The organism is Microbispora sp. H11081 (assembly GCF_012999535.1).
Classification (GTDB): Bacteria; Actinomycetota; Actinomycetes; order Streptosporangiales; family Streptosporangiaceae; genus Microbispora.
On record NZ_JABBWV010000003.1, the window covers coordinates 431781 to 450663 of the forward strand.

The 18883-nt window shown below is 71.8% G+C and carries 11 protein-coding genes; 5 read left to right on the top strand and 6 right to left on the bottom strand.

Translation table 11 applies throughout. The features are described 5' to 3' along the window. Positions 1 to 347: 347 nt before the first annotated feature. Complete coding sequence (locus HHX31_RS11590) at positions 348 to 1649, top strand: FAD-dependent oxidoreductase (RefSeq protein WP_169948015.1); 1302 nt, start codon at positions 348 to 350, stop codon at positions 1647 to 1649. Between the two features lie 74 nt (positions 1650 to 1723). Here the strand turns inward: HHX31_RS11590 and HHX31_RS11595 are convergent, their stop codons facing one another. The 6 genes from HHX31_RS11595 to HHX31_RS11620 form a co-directional block, all read right to left on the bottom strand. Further along, entirely contained in the window at positions 1724 to 6535 is a 4812-nt protein-coding gene (locus HHX31_RS11595; RefSeq protein ID WP_169948017.1) for a HAMP domain-containing protein, read from the bottom strand. A 133-nt stretch (positions 6536 to 6668) separates the two neighbouring features. Continuing rightward, positions 6669 to 7091 carry a DUF6098 family protein gene (locus tag HHX31_RS11600; protein ID WP_311931739.1) on the bottom strand — a complete coding sequence of 141 codons (423 nt, stop codon included), beginning with the start codon at positions 7089 to 7091 and terminating at the stop codon, positions 6669 to 6671. A gap of 62 nt (positions 7092 to 7153) precedes the next feature. Then, on the bottom strand, positions 7154 to 8545 hold the full coding sequence (locus HHX31_RS11605; protein ID WP_249345869.1) for a M1 family metallopeptidase: 1392 nt from the start codon (positions 8543 to 8545) through the stop codon (positions 7154 to 7156). Positions 8546 to 8637: 92 nt separating this feature from the next. Further along, a complete protein-coding gene (locus HHX31_RS11610; RefSeq protein WP_211589566.1) occupies positions 8638 to 9369 on the bottom strand; it encodes a BPL-N domain-containing protein in 732 nt (243 codons plus the stop codon). Beyond that, the gene (locus HHX31_RS11615; RefSeq protein ID WP_169948019.1) at positions 9366 to 13457 is read right to left on the bottom strand and encodes a Pls/PosA family non-ribosomal peptide synthetase; all 4092 of its coding nucleotides are present in this window, start codon (positions 13455 to 13457) and stop codon (positions 9366 to 9368) included. The genes HHX31_RS11610 and HHX31_RS11615 overlap by 4 nt, the downstream gene beginning before the upstream one ends. Positions 13458 to 13702: 245 nt before the next feature. Then, positions 13703 to 14353, bottom strand: a complete 651-nt coding sequence (locus HHX31_RS11620) for a helix-turn-helix domain-containing protein (RefSeq protein ID WP_169948021.1) — start codon at positions 14351 to 14353, stop codon at positions 13703 to 13705. A 97-nt stretch (positions 14354 to 14450) separates the two neighbouring features. Between HHX31_RS11620 and HHX31_RS11625 the strand changes: the two genes are divergently transcribed. The 4 genes from HHX31_RS11625 to HHX31_RS11640 all read left to right on the top strand — a co-directional run bounded on the left by HHX31_RS11625 (position 14451) and on the right by HHX31_RS11640 (position 18873). Beyond that, complete coding sequence (locus HHX31_RS11625; protein WP_169948023.1) at positions 14451 to 15689, top strand: acyl-CoA dehydrogenase family protein; 1239 nt, start codon at positions 14451 to 14453, stop codon at positions 15687 to 15689. Further along, positions 15686 to 16429 (top strand): SDR family NAD(P)-dependent oxidoreductase, encoded by a 744-nt coding sequence (locus HHX31_RS11630; protein ID WP_169948025.1) that lies wholly within the window; start codon positions 15686 to 15688, stop codon positions 16427 to 16429. The genes HHX31_RS11625 and HHX31_RS11630 overlap by 4 nt, the downstream gene beginning before the upstream one ends. Before the next feature lie 162 nt (positions 16430 to 16591). Continuing rightward, on the top strand, positions 16592 to 17641 hold the full coding sequence (locus HHX31_RS11635) for an amidohydrolase family protein (protein WP_169948027.1): 1050 nt from the start codon (positions 16592 to 16594) through the stop codon (positions 17639 to 17641). A 74-nt stretch (positions 17642 to 17715) separates the two neighbouring features. Next, positions 17716 to 18873, top strand: a complete 1158-nt coding sequence (locus HHX31_RS11640) for a lactate 2-monooxygenase (protein ID WP_169948029.1) — start codon at positions 17716 to 17718, stop codon at positions 18871 to 18873. Positions 18874 to 18883: the final 10 nt, after the last annotated feature.

Consider the following 18883-nt stretch of genomic DNA (forward strand, 5'->3'; position numbering starts at 1 on the left):
CGGCCCGGCCGCGGCGGTTCACACGGGGTCATGCGGGAGGTGCCGGGGTGCGCCATCACAACGCGAAACCGGCGACGTGGTCAATCAGCTCCTGATCGGCGATGTGAGCGCAATCATCGGATGCGTGCCGGCAGGCGGATCCCCGGCTGGTGAGCGCGGGTGCGGGTGTTCCACCTGCGCGGGGCGCCATGAAGCCGATCACTGAAATTTTCAGATCTCCGCATGCCGTCCAGATTTGTGAACGATCACAGGGCTGATCTCTTCCCCTCGTATGGGCGCCGCTGCATCCGCGGCCATGGTCCGGCGCGAAATCTCTGAAGGAGCCGTACGGCGGAGGGGGAACGCTGATGCCACAGCCAGCCGAGGTGATCGTCGTCGGCGCCGGGCTCGCCGGCCTGGCCTGCGCGTGGCGCCTGCGCGAGGCGGGCGTGGCGGTCCGGGTCCTGGAGGCGTCCGACGCCGTGGGCGGCCGGATCCGCACCGACGTGGTGGACGGCTTCCGGCTCGACCGGGGGTACCAGATCTTCAACACCAGCTATCCCGAGGCCGCCCGGGTCCTCGACATCGGCGCGCTGGACCTGCGGCGGTTCACCAACGGAGCGATGATCTTCCGGGACGGCCGGCGGGAGCGTGTCGAGCTGCCGTGGCGGCACCCCCGGCACGCGCTCAGCGCCCTGCTCGCGCGGGTCGGCACCCCGGTGGACAAGGCGGTCCTCGTCGCGCTGACCACCCGCGACCTGCTGCTGCCCGGCTCCCTCGTACGGCGGCGCGGCCGGGCAGAGCGCACCACCCTCGCCGAGCTGCGGCGCTGGGGCGCGTCCCCCGAGATCGTCGAGAACCTGTTCCGTCCCCTCCTCGCGGGGGTCGTGCTGGAACGCGAGCTGGAAACCTCCAGCCGGATCTTCCACCTCCTGTGGCGGTCGTTCTCCCGCGGCAGGATCGGCGTTCCCGCCCTCGGCATGCAGCGCATTCCCGCGCAGCTCGCCGACCGCCTGCCCGAGGGCGCGATCTCGCTGGAGACGCCGGTGCGCGCGCTGACCCCCGAGGGCGTTGCCCTCGACGGCGGAGGCGAGGTCGCGGGGGCGGCCGTGGTGGTGGCGGTCGACCCGCCCACGGCCGCGCGGCTGGTGCCCGGGCTGCCGGCGCCCGCGATGCGGCCGGTGACGACCTTCTACCACGCCGCCCCGTTCTCGCCCCTGTGCGAGCCCACCCTGATCGTGGACGCACAGGGCGTGATCGCCGACACGATCGTGGTCACCGACGCGGCGCCCGAGTACTCCGCCGACGGCCGCGCCCTCATCGCCACCTCGGTCCTCGGCGTCCTGGGCGACCAGGACGAGCCATGGGTGCGGGCCAGGCTCACCGAGATCTACGGCGACACCTCGTCGTGGGAGCACATCGCCACCTACGCGATCGAGGCGGCCCTGCCCGCGATGCCGCCCCCGATGCCGCTGCGCCGCCCGGTGCGGCTGGAGGCGCTGGGACTCGGCGCCCGGCGCTACGTGTGCGGCGACCACCGGGACACCGGCTCCCAGCAGGGCGCGCTGGTCTCCGGGCGGCGGGCCGCCCAGGCGGTGCTGGCGGACCTGCGCAGGACCGCGCAGGCCAGGGGTCGCCGCACCGCGCCCGCGGCGGCCCGCAGGTCATGAACGCAGGTCATGAACGCAGGTCATGAACGCAGGTCATGAACGCAGGTCCTGAGCGCCGCGCCTGAGCGCCGGGCCTACCTGTCGCCGTCGCCGGGCAGCTCCAGCCAGCGCTGCATGCAGACGATGAGCTCCTCGGCGTCCACCGGCTTGGTGACGTAGTCGCTCGCGCCGGACGTCAGGGTCTTCTCCCGGTCGCCGTGCATGGCCTTGGCGGTGACCGCGATGATCGGAAGCTGGGCGAAGCGCGGCATGGACCGGATGGCGGCGGTGGCGGCGTAGCCGTCCATCTCCGGCATCATGATGTCCATCAGCACGAGGTCGACGTCGTCGTTGCGCGTCAGCACCTCGATGCCCTTGCGCCCGTCCTCGGCGTACAGCACCTGCATTCCGTGCAGTTCGAGGATCGTGGTCAGCGCGAAGACGTTGCGCACGTCGTCGTCCACGACCAGCACCTTGCGGCCGACGAGCGGGCTGTCGGCCTTCCGGAGCTCCTGCGCCCCCTCCTCCGCCGGGCTCCCCTCGCCGGCGGGCTGCACGAGCGGCAGGACGTCGCCGGGCTCGTCGGCGGACAGGTGCAGGGTGATCCGCTCGCGCAGTTCGTCGAGGCTGGGCAGGCGCTCAAGCGGCTGGTTGCGGGAGCGCACCTGCAGCAGGTCCTCCTGCGGACGCGACAGCTTGCGCGAGTGGTGCGCGAGGACCGGGAGCGCGCGCAGCGCGGGATCGGAGTCGAGCCCCTTGAGGAAGTCGGCCGCGGCGTCGTGCGGCATGCCGAGGTCGAGCACCACGCAGTGGACGCTCTCCTGCCGCAGCATCGACAGCGCGGACTGCGCGTCGCTCGCCGTCGACACGTCGACAGGGCCGTGGGTGTCGTGCAGGTCGGCCGCGACGCTCTGGGCCAGCATGGACAGCAGGCCGCCGGCCCTGCCCTCGACGACCAGCAGGCGGCGCCGCGCACTGCCGTCGTGCCTGCCGCCCGGGGTCCGCATCGCGGCGGGCGCCGCGTGCGAGGCGATCAGCGGCGGCTCCGCCGCCCGCCTCTCCGCCTCGTTCACGTGGGCGAGCGGGAGATAGAGGGTGAACGTGCTGCCCTCGCCCAGCGTGCTGGTCGCGCGGATCTCGCCGCCGAGCAGGGTCGCGATCTCCCTGCTGATCGACAGCCCGAGGCCGGTGCCGCCGTACTTGCGGCTGGTCGTGCCGTCGGCCTGCTGGAAGGCGTCGAAGATCTGCGAGAGGTTCTCCGCGGCGATGCCGATGCCGGTGTCCGCCACGTGGAGGGCCAGGATCTCCTGGTCACCGGCGTCCGGCAGGGCCACCCCGGCCGCCCGTTCGATGCGCAGCTCCACCGAGCCCGCCTCGGTGAACTTGACCGCGTTCGACAGCAGGTTGCGCAACACCTGCCGCAGCCGCTGCTCGTCGGTCAGCAGCTGGGCCGGCACGTCGGGGGCCACCGTCACCTCGAACCGCAGGCCCTTCTGCGTGGTGAGCGGGCGGAAGTTGGCGTCCACGTAGTCGAGCAGCTGACGCAGGCTGACCGGCTCCGGCGTGATGTCCATCTTGCCGGCCTCGATCTTGGACAGGTCGAGGATGTCGTTGATGAGCTGGAGCAGGTCGGTGCCGGCCGAGTGGATGACGTTGGCGTACTCCACCTGCTTGGGCGTCAGGTTGCGGGTGGGGTTCTGGGCGAGGAGCTGCGCCAGGATGAGCAGCGAGTTGAGCGGGGTGCGCAGCTCGTGGCTCATGTTGGCGAGGAACTCGCTCTTGTACTTCGACGCCAGGGCCAGCTGCTGCGCCCGGTCCTCCAGCTCCTGACGGGCCTGCTCGATCTCGCTGTTCTTGGTCTCGATGTCGCGGTTCTGCTGGGCCAGCAGCTCCGCCTTCTCCTCCAGCTCGGCGTTCGAGCGCTGCAGCTCCTCCTGCCGCACCTGGAGCTCGGTGGCGAGCCGCTGCGACTCGGCGAGCAGCGCGTCGGTGCGGGCGTTGGCCACGATCGTGTTGACGTTGACGCCGATCGTCTCGACGAGCTGCTCGAGGAAATCCCGGTGGATGCTGGCGAACCGCCCGAGGCTGGCCAGCTCGATCACGCCGAGCACCTGGTCCTCGACCACGATCGGCAGCACGATGAGGTTGACCGGCCCGGTCCTGCCGAGGCTGGACGCCACCGTGAGGTAGCCCGCCGGGATGTCCTCCACCAGTATCGTCCGCCTGGCCTGCGCGGCCTGGCCGACCAGCGAGTCTCCGAAGGCGTACCGGCGCGAGGTCTCGAGGTGGCCGTAGCAGCCGACCACCCGCAGCTCCGCGCCCGCCGGCGTCTCCTCGGCCAGCAGGAATGTGCCGTGCTGGGCGTTGACCAGCGGCGCCAGCTCGTTCATGACCAGCTCGGCGACCGCCGACAGGTCGCGGTGGCCCTGCATGAGCCCGGAGATGCGGGCGAGGTTGGTCTTGAGCCAGTCCTGCTCCTGGTTGGCCCTGGTCGACTCGCGCAGCGACTCCACCATGGAGTTGACGTTGTCCTTGAGGTCGGCCAGCTCGCCCTCGGCGTCCACGGTGATGGACCGCGTCAGGTCGCCGGAGGTCACCGCGCTGGTCACCTCGGCGATCGCGCGGACCTGCCGGGTGAGGTTGCTGGCCAGCTCGTTGACGCTCTCGGTCAGCCGCTTCCAGGTGCCGGACACGCCCTCGACCTCGGCCTGGCCGCCCAGCCGTCCCTCGGTGCTGACCTCGCGGGCGACGCGGGTGACCTCGGCCGCGAACGACGAGAGCTGGTCGACCATCGTGTTGATGGTCGTCTTCAGCTCCAGGATCTCGCCGCGGGCGACGACGTCGATCTTCCTGGTCAGGTCGCCCCGCGCGACGGCCGTGGTGACCTGGGCGATCGAACGCACCTGGTTGGTCAGGTTGTCGGCCATCGAGTTGACGTTGTCGGTGAGGTCCTTCCAGGTGCCCGCCACGTTGGGCACCCGGGCCTGGCCGCCGAGCTGTCCCTCGGTGCCGACCTCGCGGGCGACGCGGGTGACCTCGTCGGCGAACGCGCTGAGCGTGTCGACCATGGTGTTGATGGTCTGGGCGAGCGCGGCGACCTCGCCCTTGGCCTCGACGGTGATCTTCTGCGACAGGTCGCCCTTCGCGACGGCCGTGGCGACCTGGGCGATCGAACGGACCTGGCTGGTGAGGTTGCCCGCCATGAAGTTGACGGAGTCGGTGAGGTCCTTCCACGTGCCCGACACCCCGCGCACGGTCGCCTGGCCGCCGAGCTGTCCCTCGGTGCCGACCTCGCGGGCGACGCGGGTGACCTCGTCGGCGAACGAGGAGAGCTGGTCGACCATCGTGTTGATGGTCTCCTTCAGCTCCAGGATCTCGCCCCGGGCGTCGACGCGGATCTTCTGCGACAGGTCGCCGCGGGCGACCGCCGTGGTCACCTCGGCGATGCTGCGCACCTGGTCGGTGAGGTTGTCGGCCATGACGTTCACCGACTCGGTCAGCGCCTTCCAGGTGCCGGAGACGCCCTTGACGTCGGCCTGGCCGCCCAGCCGTCCCTCGGTGCCGACCTCGCGGGCGACGCGGGTGACCTCGTCGGCGAACGCGCTGAGCGTGTCGACCATGGTGTTGATGGTCTGGGCGAGCGCGGCGACCTCGCCCTTGGCCTCGACGGTGATCTTCTGCGACAGGTCGCCCTTCGCGACGGCCGTGGCGACCTGGGAGATGTTGCGGACCTGGCTGGTGAGGTTGCCCGCCATGAAGTTGACGGAGTCGGTGAGGTCGCGCCACGTGCCCGACACGCCCTTGACGTCCGCCTGGCCGCCGAGCTGTCCCTCGGTGCCGACCTCGCGGGCGACGCGGGTGACCTCGTCGGCGAAGGAGGAGAGCTGGTCGACCATGGTGTTGACGGTGTTCTTGAGTTCGAGGATCTCGCCTCGGGCGTCGACGGTGATCTTCTGGGAGAGGTCGCCGCGGGCCACGGCCGTGGTCACCTGGGCGATGGAGCGGACCTGGCTGGTGAGGTTGCCGGCCATGAAGTTGACGGAGTCGGTGAGGTCGCGCCAGGTTCCGGCGACGCCGGGGACCTGCGCCTGCCCGCCCAGCCGTCCGTCCGTGCCGACTTCGCGGGCGACGCGGGTGACCTCGTCGGCGAAGGAGGAGAGCTGGTCGACCATGGTGTTGACGGTGTTCTTGAGTTCGAGGATCTCGCCTCGGGCGTCGACGGTGATCTTCTGGGAGAGGTCGCCCTTGGCGACGGCGGTGGTGACCTCGGCGATGGAGCGGACCTGGCTGGTGAGGTTGCCGGCCATGAAGTTGACGGAGTCGGTGAGGTCGCGCCAGGTTCCGGCGACGCCGGGGACCTGCGCCTGCCCGCCCAGCTGTCCCTCGGTGCCGACTTCGCGGGCGACGCGGGTGACCTCGTCGGCGAAGGAGGAGAGCTGGTCGACCATGGTGTTGACGGTGTTCTTGAGTTCGAGGATCTCGCCTCGGGCGTCGACGGTGATCTTCTGGGAGAGGTCGCCCTTGGCGACGGCGGTGGTGACCTCGGCGATGGAGCGGACCTGGCTGGTGAGGTTGCCCGCCATCGCGTTCACCGAGTCGGTGAGGTCCTTCCAGGTGCCGGACACCCCCGGCACCTCTGCCTGGCCGCCGAGCTGGCCCTCCGTGCCCACCTCCCGCGCCACGCGCGTCACCTCGGAGGTGAACAGCGACAACTGGTCGACCATCCCGTTGAAGACGGTCGCGATCTCCTTCAGCAGGCCGTCGCCGTCCTCGGGGAGCCGGGTGCCGAAGTCGCCGTCCCGTACGGCGGTGAGGCCGGCCAGGAGCTGCCGCAGATCCAGTTCCGGGTCACCGCCGGCGGCGCGCGCGGGTCTCGCGCGCTTCGCGGCGCCTGCTCTCTCGACCATGTTCACCCTTACGATCACCGTTTGACCAGGATAAAGAAAGCATATAAAGCTCCGCGCGGAACGCCATGGCACTTGGGACGGCACTTGGGACGGCGGTTGGGACGGCGGTCGCGGACGGAGAGCGGCCGGGAACTCAGCCGGTGGAGTCGCGGCCGGCGTCGAAGACCTGCTCGTAGTGTTCACGCGCCTGCCCGACGACCGCGTCGTCGAGCCACGCGACCGGCTCCACCTGGTCGACGAGCGGCTCGTGGTCGGGACCGCGGCCCACCACCCGGCCGGTCAGCACCCACCCGTGCCGTTCCTCGTCCTTCTCGGCCAGGTGGGTGTACTTGCAGATCTGGCGGGCCAGCCAGTCCCGCAGCGGGAGCGTCCACCAGCGCTCGGCGTCGAGCACGGTCGCCGACAACCCGGGCAGCTCGAGACGGCTCTCGTAGTCGACGCTCGGCTTGCCCGAGTCGGCCTCGGGTCCCTTGGAATACCGCAGGTACAGGCCGGGCCGGTGCTCGACGAGCTCGGTCAGCTCGTCCAGGCTCTTGATGGTGGGTATACCGCTCACGGTCGTCCTTCCCTCCCCAACGGCCGGAGGGGCAAACCCCCACCGGCCGGGCCGGAGCCGGGTCAGAGCCGGGGCTTGGCGGCCTGGTAAAGCCACGCGTCGAAGAAGGGGCGGAGGTTCTGCCCGCTCATCTTCTCCGCGAGGGCGATGAATTCGGCCGTGGTCGCCGTGCCGTGGCTGTGGTCCCGCACCCAGGTCTTGAGCAGGGGGAAGAACACCTTGTCCCCGATCTTCACGCGCAGGGCGTGGACGGTCATCGCGCCCCGCAGGTACACCGCGTGCTCGTCGAACATGTGGGCCTGACCGGGATCGCCGGTCTTCAGGTGCCAGAAGTGGCCGGTCTGCCGGTAGTGCCGGTCGAAGATCTCCTGGGCGGCCGGCCCGCCGTGCTGCTCCTGGTAGAGCCACTCCGCGTACGTCGCGAAGCCCTCGTTGAGCCAGATGTCGCGCCAGCTCCGCACGCCGACGCTGTCACCGAACCACTGGTGCGCCAGTTCGTGCACGATCTCCGAGTCGTTGGTCGGGCCGCCGCTGTAGACGGGCCGGCCCTGCGTCTCCAGCGCGGTCACGGAGCCGTCGCCGTCGGCGATGCCGCCCGTGGAGGAGAACGGGTAGGGACCGAAGAGCCGGGTTCCCCACGCCACCGCCTTCGCCGTGACGTCGTGCAGGTTCTTCGACTTGTCCTTCAATGAGGGGTCGTAGGCGGTCACGTTGGGCACGCCGTCCACTTTGCCCTCGTCGACCACGAAGCGGCCGATCGCGACGGTGGCGAGATAGGGCGCCATCGGCTGCCGCATCTCCCACCGCACCGTCCGGTAGCCGTCGCTGTCCGCGTGGTCCGTCCCCGTACGCTCGCCGTTGGCCAGCACGGTGAGGTCCTCGGGCGCCGACACCTGGAAGGAGAAGGTGGCCTTGTCCGCCGGGCTGTCGTTGGAGGGGAACCAGCTGCGCGCACCGTCCGGCTGGGACGCCACGAACGCGCCGTCCTTGGTCCTGATCCACCCCTGGCGGCCGGTCGCGTCCGAGACCGCCTTCGGCGTGCCTGCGTAGGAGACCACGACCGTGAACGTGCTCCCCGACCTCAGCCCCTTCGACGGGGTGACGACCAGTTCCTGGCCGTCGCGGCGGTACTCGGCCCGGGCGCCGTCCACCGTAACGGCGCTGATCGGCGGCCCGGAGAAGTCGAGGTTGAACCGGGACAGGTTCTGCACGGCGGTCGCGGTGATCGTGGTGGTGGCGTTCACCTCGTGGTCGTCGGGGTCGAACCGCATACGCAGGTCGTAGTGTCCGACGTCGTAGCCGCCGTTCCCCTGGAGGGGATAGTAGGGGTCGCCGACCCCGGCGGCCCCGGGCACGAAGGTGACCGGCTCCGCGGGAGCGGGAGCGGGAGCGGGGGCGGCCGAAGAGGCGATCATCATGAGGCCCGCGGCAAGGGCGGCTAATTCACGCACCATCCTCCCATAATGAGGATTTTGGGGTAAAAGCGGTAATTCGTTCCTTTTAGTACCTCTTGTCATAATTTGTCTCGTCCGTCACAGCGGTCACATCAGTCACCGATCATCACCGCGTCCACGAGATCGAGGCCGAGGTCCCAGGCGTGCCGCACCGGCAGACCGGCGTCGGTGAACCAGTCGTCGGTGGCCTCGGGATGCGGGCCGACCACGCCGACCCGGCCCGCGCCGTACGGCGTGACGAGGGCGGCGACGGCGCCGTTGGGGTAGGTGGCGAGGACGTGCGCCGCGTTGCCGGGGTCGAGCAGGAAGCAGGGCCCGTCCTGGAAGAACACCGTCCTGTCCCTGCCGCGCCACCGCACGTCGACGAGCGTGTCCTCCTCGCCCCGCACGGTCGCGTCCGGCGTGCCGATGTACTGGTCGGTGTCGCCCGGCAGCAGGGCGAACCCCGGGGTGGCTCCGGCGAGATAGCCGCCGAGACAGAAGCCGAGATAGCGGCCTCCGCGGGCGACGTAGTCGCGGAGCGGGCCGCGAAATCGCCTGAGCCGCCGGTAGCCGCGCGCCAGGTCGCCGCCGCCCGGCTGGGCGTAGACGGTCGCATCGGCCAGCGCCTCGGCCGAGAGCGGGATCTCCTCGTGCGGGCCGGTGTAGCGGACGTCGAAGCCCCAGCGGCTGGCCTTCAGCAACGCCGCGACCGCCTCCGAGCAGCCCGGGATCGAGGCGGGGCCCCGGTAGACGAGCGCGATCGGCCGTCCGGACCGTGGCGCGGGGACCTCGCCGGAGCGGAACAGGCGGCGCAGGGCCCCGCGTACGCCCATGAATCTCATGTGTTCCCCGCACATCCGGCCGGCGGGGCGGCCTGGGCCGGGATCCCGCGCCAGCTCGTCCCCGGCGTGAGCCGCTCGCCCTTCATCAGCAGCGACAGGGCGCCGAGCGACACGTCCTCGCCCACCACCGAGTCGTAGAGCACCACGGCGCGGGCGCCGATGCTCGCGCCGGACCGCACGGTCACGTCGGACATCTTCATCACCCGGTCCTCGAACAGGTGGGTCTGCAGCGACACCCCGGAGTCGATCGCGACGTCGTCCCCGATCTCGACCAGGTCGAACTCGGTCAGGAAGGTGGTCGCGACGCAGGTGCGCCTGCCGACGCGGGCCCCGAACCAGCGCAGCACGGGCGGGAGGAACGGGGTCCCGGTCAGGTAGGCGATCCCGGCCGGAACCGCGGCGGCCTCGTACAGCCCGGTGACGAACTCCGTACGCCGGACGAACCGGCTCCACAGCGGCTCCACACGCGGCCGGTAGGCGCCGACGAGCCGCCGCTTGAAGGCGACGCAGCAGCCGATCACCGCCAGCGCCGCCGCGCAGGCGACGAGCGGCGCGGCGGCGACGACCGCGGGCAGGGGCAGGACGCGGGAGAGCGCGTGCACGCCGAGCAGGTGGAGATAGAAGCCGGAGCCGAACAGCGTCGCGGGCAGGCAGACGCGGAAGAACTCGACGCCCAGGCGGTGCAGCACCAGCCGGCGGGGCGGACGGAACGTCCGGTCCTCGGAGAACGAGCCGCTGTCCTGCCGCACGGGAAGGTGCATCGGGGGAGAGCCCAGCCACGAGGTGCCCTCGGGCACGCCGTCACCCGGCGGGACCGTGCTCACGCCCACCAGGGACCCCGGGCCCATCCGCGTCCCCGCGGGGATGACGGCGGCGTTGCCGACGAACGCGCGCCTGCCCACCTCCGTCGGCAGGAAGGCGACCCGGCCGTGGGCGAAGCCCGCGGCTCCCACGCTCGCCATGTCCGCGACGAAGCTCTCCTCGCACAGGGTGAGGAGATCGGGATCGAGTTGCGCCGCCGTGGACACCTCGGCGCGGCGGCCGACCCGCGCGCCGAGCAGCCGCAGCCACGGGGCGGTGTAGAGCGTGCCGTAGAGCGAGTTGGTGGCCCGCAGGCTGAACTCCAGGAGCTTGTCCACCGCCCACTTGCGCACGCCGAGCCAGGAGCGCGCCGGGTGGACGCCGACCGGCGCCCTCCGCAGGACGAGGCGCTTGCCCGCGGCCACCACGGCGCAGACGACGACCACGTACAGCGGGCCGGCCACCAGGACGGCGGCGGGGGCGGCCGCGACGCCCCAGGCGGCGACGGCCGCCCAGACGACCAGGACGCTCGGCACGATCGAGGCCACCGTGACCGCCTCGACGCAGGCGAGGACCAGTACGGCCGCGGTCGTGTGACGTGCCCGCCACCCGGCGGCGGCGGGGGCGCGCAGCATCGCCTCGACCACGGGCCCCAGCGACTCCACCGAGCTCGGCGGCGACCCCGCCCACCGCGCTCCTGGCGGCACCGTCTCGCCGTGCGTCAGCGCCGACTGGTCGCCGAGCCCGGCATGAGCGCCGACCCGCGTGCCGGGCCCGAGCACGACGCCGTTGCCGACGAACGCGTGCGGGCCGACCTCGACGGGGGAGACGACCACCCAGCCGTCCGCCGTACGCCACGCGTGCAGGGAGGAGCGGTACCCGACCGAGGCGCCCGCGCCGATCCGCAGCATCGCGGGGAGGTTGACGTCGCCGGTCGCGACCGCGGCACCCGGCCCGACCCGCGCGCCGAGCAGCCGCAGGTACGCCCCCATGAGGGGGGAGCCGCTCAGCAGTGGCAGCGGGGAGAGCGACAGCAGCAGCCGCAGCGCCCACAGCCGGAGGTAGGTGGCGCCCCAGAGCGGGTACCGGCCGGGCCGGATCCCCGCCGCCAGCGGTCGCGCGAGCAGCACCGGAAGCAGCCAGTGCGCCCAGAGATAGGCGGTCGTCGCGGCCAGCGCCAGCGAGGAGAGCAGGTCGGCGCCGGCGCCGGGCAGCAGCAGCCACCCGTCGACCCCGCCGGGGGCGGGGCGGGCGCCGGTCCACGCGTGCAACGTGACGGAGATCGGCAGCGTGAGCATTAACAGCAGCAGGTAGATGACCACGCTCTGCGCGGCCCCGGCCAGTGCGACGCGGCGGCCGCGGTGCCGCAGGGGAGCCGGGCGAGGCGGGGCGGCCGGCTCTTCGAGGCCCGCCTGGGCGTCCAGATGCGCGGCGAGGCCGCGCACGGTGGGGTTGGCGTAGAGGTCGCGCACCGCCAGGCCCGCACCGATCTCGTCGGCGCGCAGCAGCGACACCACGCGTGCCGCCAGCAGGGAGTGACCACCGAGGTCGGTGAAGAAGTCCGCCTCGACCGACAGCGACTCGGGGGCGACGCGGAACGCCTCCGCCCACACCGCGCGCAGGCGCGTCTCCAGTTCGCCGTCGGCGGGCGTCACCGGCCCGGCGCCCACCAGGCGACGGCCGGTCGGCGGGGGCAGCCTGCCGCGGTCCACCTTGCCGCTCGGCATGGCCGGCAGCGCGGGCACGACGTCCAGGAACGAGGGCAGCATGTACGCGGGCAGCCTGCGGCGCAGCCGGCCGTGGAGCCGCCCGGTGAGGCCCCGGTCGCCGTCGCCGTCACCGTCACTGGGACCGTCGCCGTTGTGCGCGGTGGGCACGACGTAGGCGGCGAGTTCGGCGCCGGAGGCGCCCGTGCCGGGCGCGGGCACCAGGGCGACCACGGCCTCGGCGACACCGGCGTCCTCCAGCAGCACGTTCTCGATCTCGCCCAGGTCCACCCGGTGTCCCCGGATCTTCACCTCGGAGTCGGCGCGGCCGAGGAACTCGATGTCCCCGGTCGCGGTCACCCGGCCGAGGTCCCCGGTGCGGTACAACCTGCCGCCGTCAGGGGCCAGCGGATGCTCGACGAAGCGGTCGGCGGTCAGGTCGGGACGGCCGACGTAGCCGCGGGCGACGCCGGGCCCGCCGATGCAGATCTCGCCGACCTCGCCGTCCGGCACCGGGTCGCGCCGCTCGTCGAGCAGCACCACGGAGTAGGTCGGCAGCGGCCTGCCGATGGTGACCGGCCGGCCCGGCAGTAACTCGGCGCAGGTCGCGGTGACGGTCGCCTCGGTGGGCCCGTACGTGTTGAGTATCCGGCGGCCGGGCCTGCTCCACCGCTCCACCAGCCGGGGCGGGCAGGGCTCACCCCCGACGATCAACGTGCGCACGGACGGCAGCTCACGCGGGATCGTCGCGAGCAGCGTCGGGACGCAGTAGAGCATCGTGATTCCGCTCCGGTCCAGGAAGTCCGCCAGCTCGGGGCCGAGCTGCGGCACGTCGGCCGGGCCCGCGACGAGGACGGCGCCGGCCGACCACGTCGGCCAGATCTCCTCGATGGAGAAGTCGAAGGAGATCGTCATCCCCTGGTAGACGCGGTCGTGCGGACGCACGCCGTACAGGCCGGGCACGACGTCCAGGAAGTTGCGGATGCTCGACTGCGCCACCTCGACGCCCTTCGGCCTGCCGCTCGACCCCGAGGTGTACATGACGTACGCGACCGGGTCGTCGTCCGCCGCGCCGCCGACCGGGCCGCCGACCGGGCCGCCGAGCGGGCGGGTGACCGGCGCGGCGGCGAGGCCGGGAGAGGCGTCGAGGTCGAGCACGCGGCGCCCGAGCGCGACGACGGCGGGCGACCGGTCCGACGTGGTGAGCACGAGGTCGACGCCGGCGTCGCCGAGGATGTAGCCGACCCGGTCAGGGGGCGACTGCGGGTCGATCGGGACGAACGCCGCGCCCGCCTTGCCCACCGCGAGCAGCGCCACGTACGTGTGCACCGACCTCGGCAGCAGGATCGCGACGCGGGACCCGGGTCCGATCCCCAGGGCGCGCAGCAGGTGCGCCAGCCGGTTCGCCCGGACGTCCAGCGCGGCGTACGTCAGCCTCAGCCGTCCGCATTCCAGGGCCGTGGCCTCCGGCGTCAGGTCGCACCGTGCCTCGAAGACGTGGTGCAGCCGTCCGCCCGAAGGCCTGAGCGGGGTCCGTGAGCCGCTTTCGGCCCGTGCTGTTCGCGATGCGTGACTCGGCATGATCACCCTTTGGCCGATCGCGTATGAGTCGGGCGGGTTGCTCGATCCGCACGAGGACACGATGAGTGTGCGGCGCGACCCCCGGGGCGGACGGGCGCTCATGTGCGCCCCCCGGGGTCCCCTGACGCCCGATGACACCGCCGCGCGGCGGTCGTCCTACGGAGTGTGTGCCCCCGATGCCGTCGCGGTCCGGCAGCGAATTCCCCAGACAACGCAAAAACATGGCGACGAAGGGCGCGGCGATCTCAGGAGCGCTGCTCGCGTTCGGCGATGAGCCGGGCGGTCTCGTCGGAGACCTCGCTGGCGAGGACGGCCGCGACAACGTCGATCAGGTGGCTGGTGAACAGGCGGTCGTCCCTGGCCTGCGCCGCGCCCGCCCGGCGGGCCAGCTCCACGTACGTCATGCGGATCGCCATGAAGCGCTGATGCAGGCGCAGGGCGGGCCGGGGGAGCAGCGGGGCGACCAGTTCCCGCCAGCGGCCGATGCTGCTGCCGCTGGTCACGCCGTCGTCGGGGAGGAGGGGCGGCATGCGGTGGACCAGTTGCTCCATGACACGCAGGTAGGCGCGGCCGCCGTCCGGGTCGGACAGTTTGGCGGCGGCCGGGCGGACGAGCGCGGCGGCGAGCGTGCGGCGCGCACAAGCCGGTGGCAGCGGGCCGCGTGCCTCGTACTCGTCGAGGAGCTGGTGGCGCCGCGCCTCGATCTCCGGCCGGTGCTTGGCGAGCACCGCCTTCAGCAGCCCGGCGCGGTCGCCGAAGTGGTACTGCAGCGCGGTGGAGTTGCGCTGCCCGGCGACGGCGTTGATCTCGCGCAGCGAGACCGCGTCGATGCCGCGCTCGGCGAACAGGCGCTCCGCGGCGTCCACCAGCCGCCGGACCGTGCTCTCCGCCGCCATCGATCCTCCCTTGTCGCCCGTACGCCTGATAGATACGGTAATTCAGGCGATCGCATTATTTGGTGCGGCAGTCGCCTTAGCGGACCCAGGGAGGACCATGGCCGTCGACTTCACGCTCGCCCCGGAGCACGAGGAGACCCGCGCGCGGGTGCGGACGTTCATCCAGGAGACCGTGGTCCCGGCGGTGCGGCCGTTCGAGGAGCCCGCGGAGAAGACGCGCGCCAGGGACGAGTACCTGCGCACGATCTTCGACCTGCGCCGCAGGGCCAGGCAGGAAGGGCTCTGGCTCCCGCACATGCCCGCGGAGTGGGGTGGCATGGGCCTCGGCCACGTCGAACTGGCCATGGTGCAGGCCGAGGCGGCCAAGACCAGGCTCGGCCCATGGGTGCTCAACTGCGCGGCGCCCGACGAGGGCAACATGCACACGCTGCTGCACTGGGGCACCGACGAGCAGAAGGAGCGCTACCTGCGTCCGCTGCTCGACGGTGTGACGATGTCGTGCTTCGCGATGACCGAGCCCGAGGTGGCCGGCTCCGATCCCACGCTCATCCGTACGAACGCCGTGAAGGACGGCGACGAATGGGTGATCAACGGGCACAAGTGGTTCATCTCCAACGCCCGCAGGGCGAGCTTCGCGATCCTGATCGCCAAGACCGAGTTCGACCTGCCGGAGGGAGCGCGGGGCGCCAACACGGCCTTCCTGGTGGACCTGCCGGCCGACGGCTGGAACGACGTACGCGAGATCGAGACCATGCACGGCTCGACCGGCCACAGCGAGATCGTCATCACCGACCTGCGCGTGCCCGACTCCGCGGTGCTCGGCGGGCGGGGCAACGGCCACCGGCTGGGGCAGTACCGCCTCGGCCCGGCCAGGCTGGCGCACTGCATGCGGTGGATCTCGCAGGCGGAGACGGCCCTCGACATGATGGTGGGCAGGGCGTTGGACAGGTACAGCCACGGGTCGCCGCTCGCCGACAAGCAGGGCGTGCAGTGGATGATCGCCGACTCGGCCATGGAGCTGTACCAGTGCAAGCTCATGGTGCTGCACGCCGCCTCGAAGATCGACAAGGGTGAGGACTTCCGCACCGAGGTCTCCATGGCCAAGCACTTCGTGGCGAACAGCCTGAACCGGATCGTCGACCGCGCCATCCAGATCCACGGGGCGCTCGGCTACTCGACCGACACCCCGCTGGCGCACATGTTCCAGCACGCCCGGTGGGCCAGGTTCGCCGACGGCGCCGACGAGATCCACCAGATGCGCATCGCCGAGCGGACGATCGCGGCGTACCGCGCCACCGGCTCGACCAGGGCCGCGACGGGAGGGCTTCCCCTGTGAACGCCGAGGACATCCCCGGCAAGATCGCGCTCGTCACCGGGGGCGCGGGCGGCATCGGCGCGGGCGTGGCCCGCCGTCTCGCCGCGTACGGCGCCCACGTCGTGCTGGCCGACGTCGACGCCGAGGCCGGCGCGCGCACCGCGGAGGAGATCGGCGCCTCGTTCGTCCGGGCCGACGTGTCCAGCCTTGAGGACAACCAGGTCGCGGTCGAGTTCGCGGTCGAGCGGCACGGCGGGCTCGACCTCGCCTTCCTCAACGCGGGCGTCGCCTCGGCCTGCGGGCTCGGCGACGACTTCGACCTCGGCCGCTACCGGCGCGTGATGGGGATCAACCTCGACGGGGTCGTCTTCGGCGTACAGGCCGCGCTGGAGGCCATGCGGGCCGGCGGGGTCATCGTGGCGACCGCCAGCATGGCGGGGATCGTGGGCATTCCGCAGGATCCCCTCTACGCGGCCAACAAGCACGCGGTCGTCGGACTCGTCCGCTCGCTCGGCCCGCGGCTTGAGTCCTTCGGCATCCGGGTGCAGGGACTGTGCCCGTCGTTCGCGGACACCGCGATCCTGGACGGCGACGTCAGGGCGCTGCTGGACGAGACGAGGTTTCCGATCCTCGACGTCGAGACGGTCGTCGACGCGTTCTTCTCGCTGCTCGCGAGCGAGGGCACCGGCGAGTGCTGGTTCGTCGTGCCGGGCCGGGACAGCGAGCCCTTCGTCTTCCGGGGCGCCCCGGGCCCCCGCTGATCGCCGTCCCCCCGGCCAGGAGCCGAACCCGGCCGGCGGCACTGCGCCCACTCGGTGGACACGGTGAGGGATATCGGCGATAACACGTGTGTGATTCCACTGTTATTACCAGTGGTACGCTGTCGATGATTCCAGTGGAAACAGAACGTTGAGGAGCATCGCATGTCCGACCGACTGCGGATCATCGCCGTGGAAGAACATGTCGTTTTGCCCGCGATCATGGAGGCGTGGTCGCGGTCCGGGGTGCCGGAGCTGCCGAACCTGGGGTTCGGCGACAGCCCCGTCGCCCGGCGGCTGCGCGACACCACGGAGGCGAGGCTCGCGCACATGGACGACCAGGGAATCGATGTGGCCGTGCTGTCGATCTCTTCGCCGGGTGCGCAGAACCTGCCTGACGCGGATGCGGTCGCCGTGGCCCGCGACACCAACGACCAGCTCGCGGAGATCGTGGCTGGCAACCCCGACCGGTTCCAGGCGTTCGCGGCGATCCCGACCCAGTCGCCGTCGGCCGCGGCCGCGGAGTTGGAGCGGGCGGTCACCGAGCTGGGCTTTCCGGGTGCCATGCTCTACGGGCGCACCGGATCCAAGCTCGCCGACGACCCCGAGTACGACGAGCTGTACGCCGCCGCGGAGCGGTTGCGGGTACCCCTCCACTTCCACCCGCAGATGCCTGTGCAGGCGGTGATGGACGCCTACTACTCGAACATCGGTCCCATCGGGACCGCGCTGGCGGGGCCGGCGATCGGCTGGTACTACGACCTGGGCGTGCAGTACCTACGGATGATCTTCTCCGGCGTCTTCGACCGGCACCCCGATCTCCAGGTGATCGCCGGCCATTGGGGAGAGGTCGTGCTCTTCTATCTCGACCACACCGGATTCTTCGCCGATGCCGGCGGTCTGGCTCGCCCTCTCGCCGACTACTTCACGCACAACTTCTGGGTCGCCGGCAGCGGCACCGTCAGCCCCCGCTATCTCCGCTGGACAGCCGAAGTCGTGGGGACGGAGCGGATGCTGTACTCCACCGACTACCCCTTCACCTTCGGGTTCCGCCCCGGTGGCTTCCCCTTCGTGGACACCAGCGCCGGCGTCGCCCGTTCCTTCCTTGAGAACGCTCCCTTCAACGATGAGGAGAAGGCCGACATCGCCCACCGCAACTGGGAACGCCTCACGTCCCGCGCCGCAAGCCCCCACCTGCGGAGCGGGGCCCGCTGATCGGTTCCCGATAATGTGTTCGCCAGAAGCCGCCGGGGCGACGGCCGGATGGAAGCGGAGCGAGGGCGAACGCGATGAGCTGGGCGGACTTCCAGTACGAGATCTACCTCAACGGCATGACGGGGGCCGTGCCCAGGTTGCCGACCGACCTGACCCGGCTGGAGGAGATGGCCGAACGGCGGCTCGGCCCGGGCCCGTACGGCTACGTCGCGGGGAGCGCGGGCAGCGGGCGTACCGAGCGCGCCAACCGCGAGGCGCTCGACCACTGGCGGATCGTGCCGCGGATGCTCCGGGACGTGCGCGAACGCGACCTGTCGGTGACCGTGCTCGGCAGGAGGCTGCCCGCGCCGCTGGCACTGGCGCCGATCGGCGTGCTGTCGATCATGCACCCCGAGGCCGAACGGGCCGCCGCCCGAGCGGCGGCGGCGCTCGGCGTGCCCTTCGTCCTGTCGTCGGCCTCCAGCACGCCGATGGAGGACGTCGCGGCGGCCATGGGGGACGCCGAGCGGTGGTTCCAGCTCTACTGGGGCAAGGACCGCGAGGTCACCCTCAGCTTCCTCGCCCGGGCCAGGGCGGCGGGGTTCACCGTGCTCGTCGTCACCCTCGACACCCCGATGCTGGCCTGGCGGCCCCGCGACCTCGACCAGGCGTACCTGCCGTTCCTTCGTGGTGTCGGCACCGCCAACTACTTCACCGACCCGGCGTTCCAGGCCGGGCTCGCCCGGCCGGTGCACGAGGACCCGAACGCCGCCGTCCTGCGCTTCGTGGCGATGTTCGGCGACCCGGGCAAGACGTGGCCCGACCTCGCGCTGCTGCGCGACCACTGGGACGGCCCGATCGTGCTGAAGGGCGTCCTGCACCCCGACGACGCCCGCCTGGCCGCCGACGCGGGAGTGGACGGCGTCGTCGTCTCCAACCACGGGGGACGCCAGGTCAACGGCTCGATCGGGGCGGCCGACGCCCTGCCGGCCGTCGCCGACGCCGTGGCCGACCGGCTCACCGTGCTGTTCGACGGCGGCATCCGCACCGGGGACGACGTCGTCAAGGCGCTCGCGCTCGGCGCCAGGACCGTGCTGCTCGGCCGTCCGTACGCGTACGGACTGGGGCTGGACGGCCAGGCCGGGGTGGAGCACGTGATCCGCTGCGTGCTGGCGGAAGCCGATCTCACCCTTGCCTTGTCCGGCTGCGCCGGCGTCGCCGCGCTCACCCCCGCCCTGCTGACGCGGATCTGACCCGGCCCCC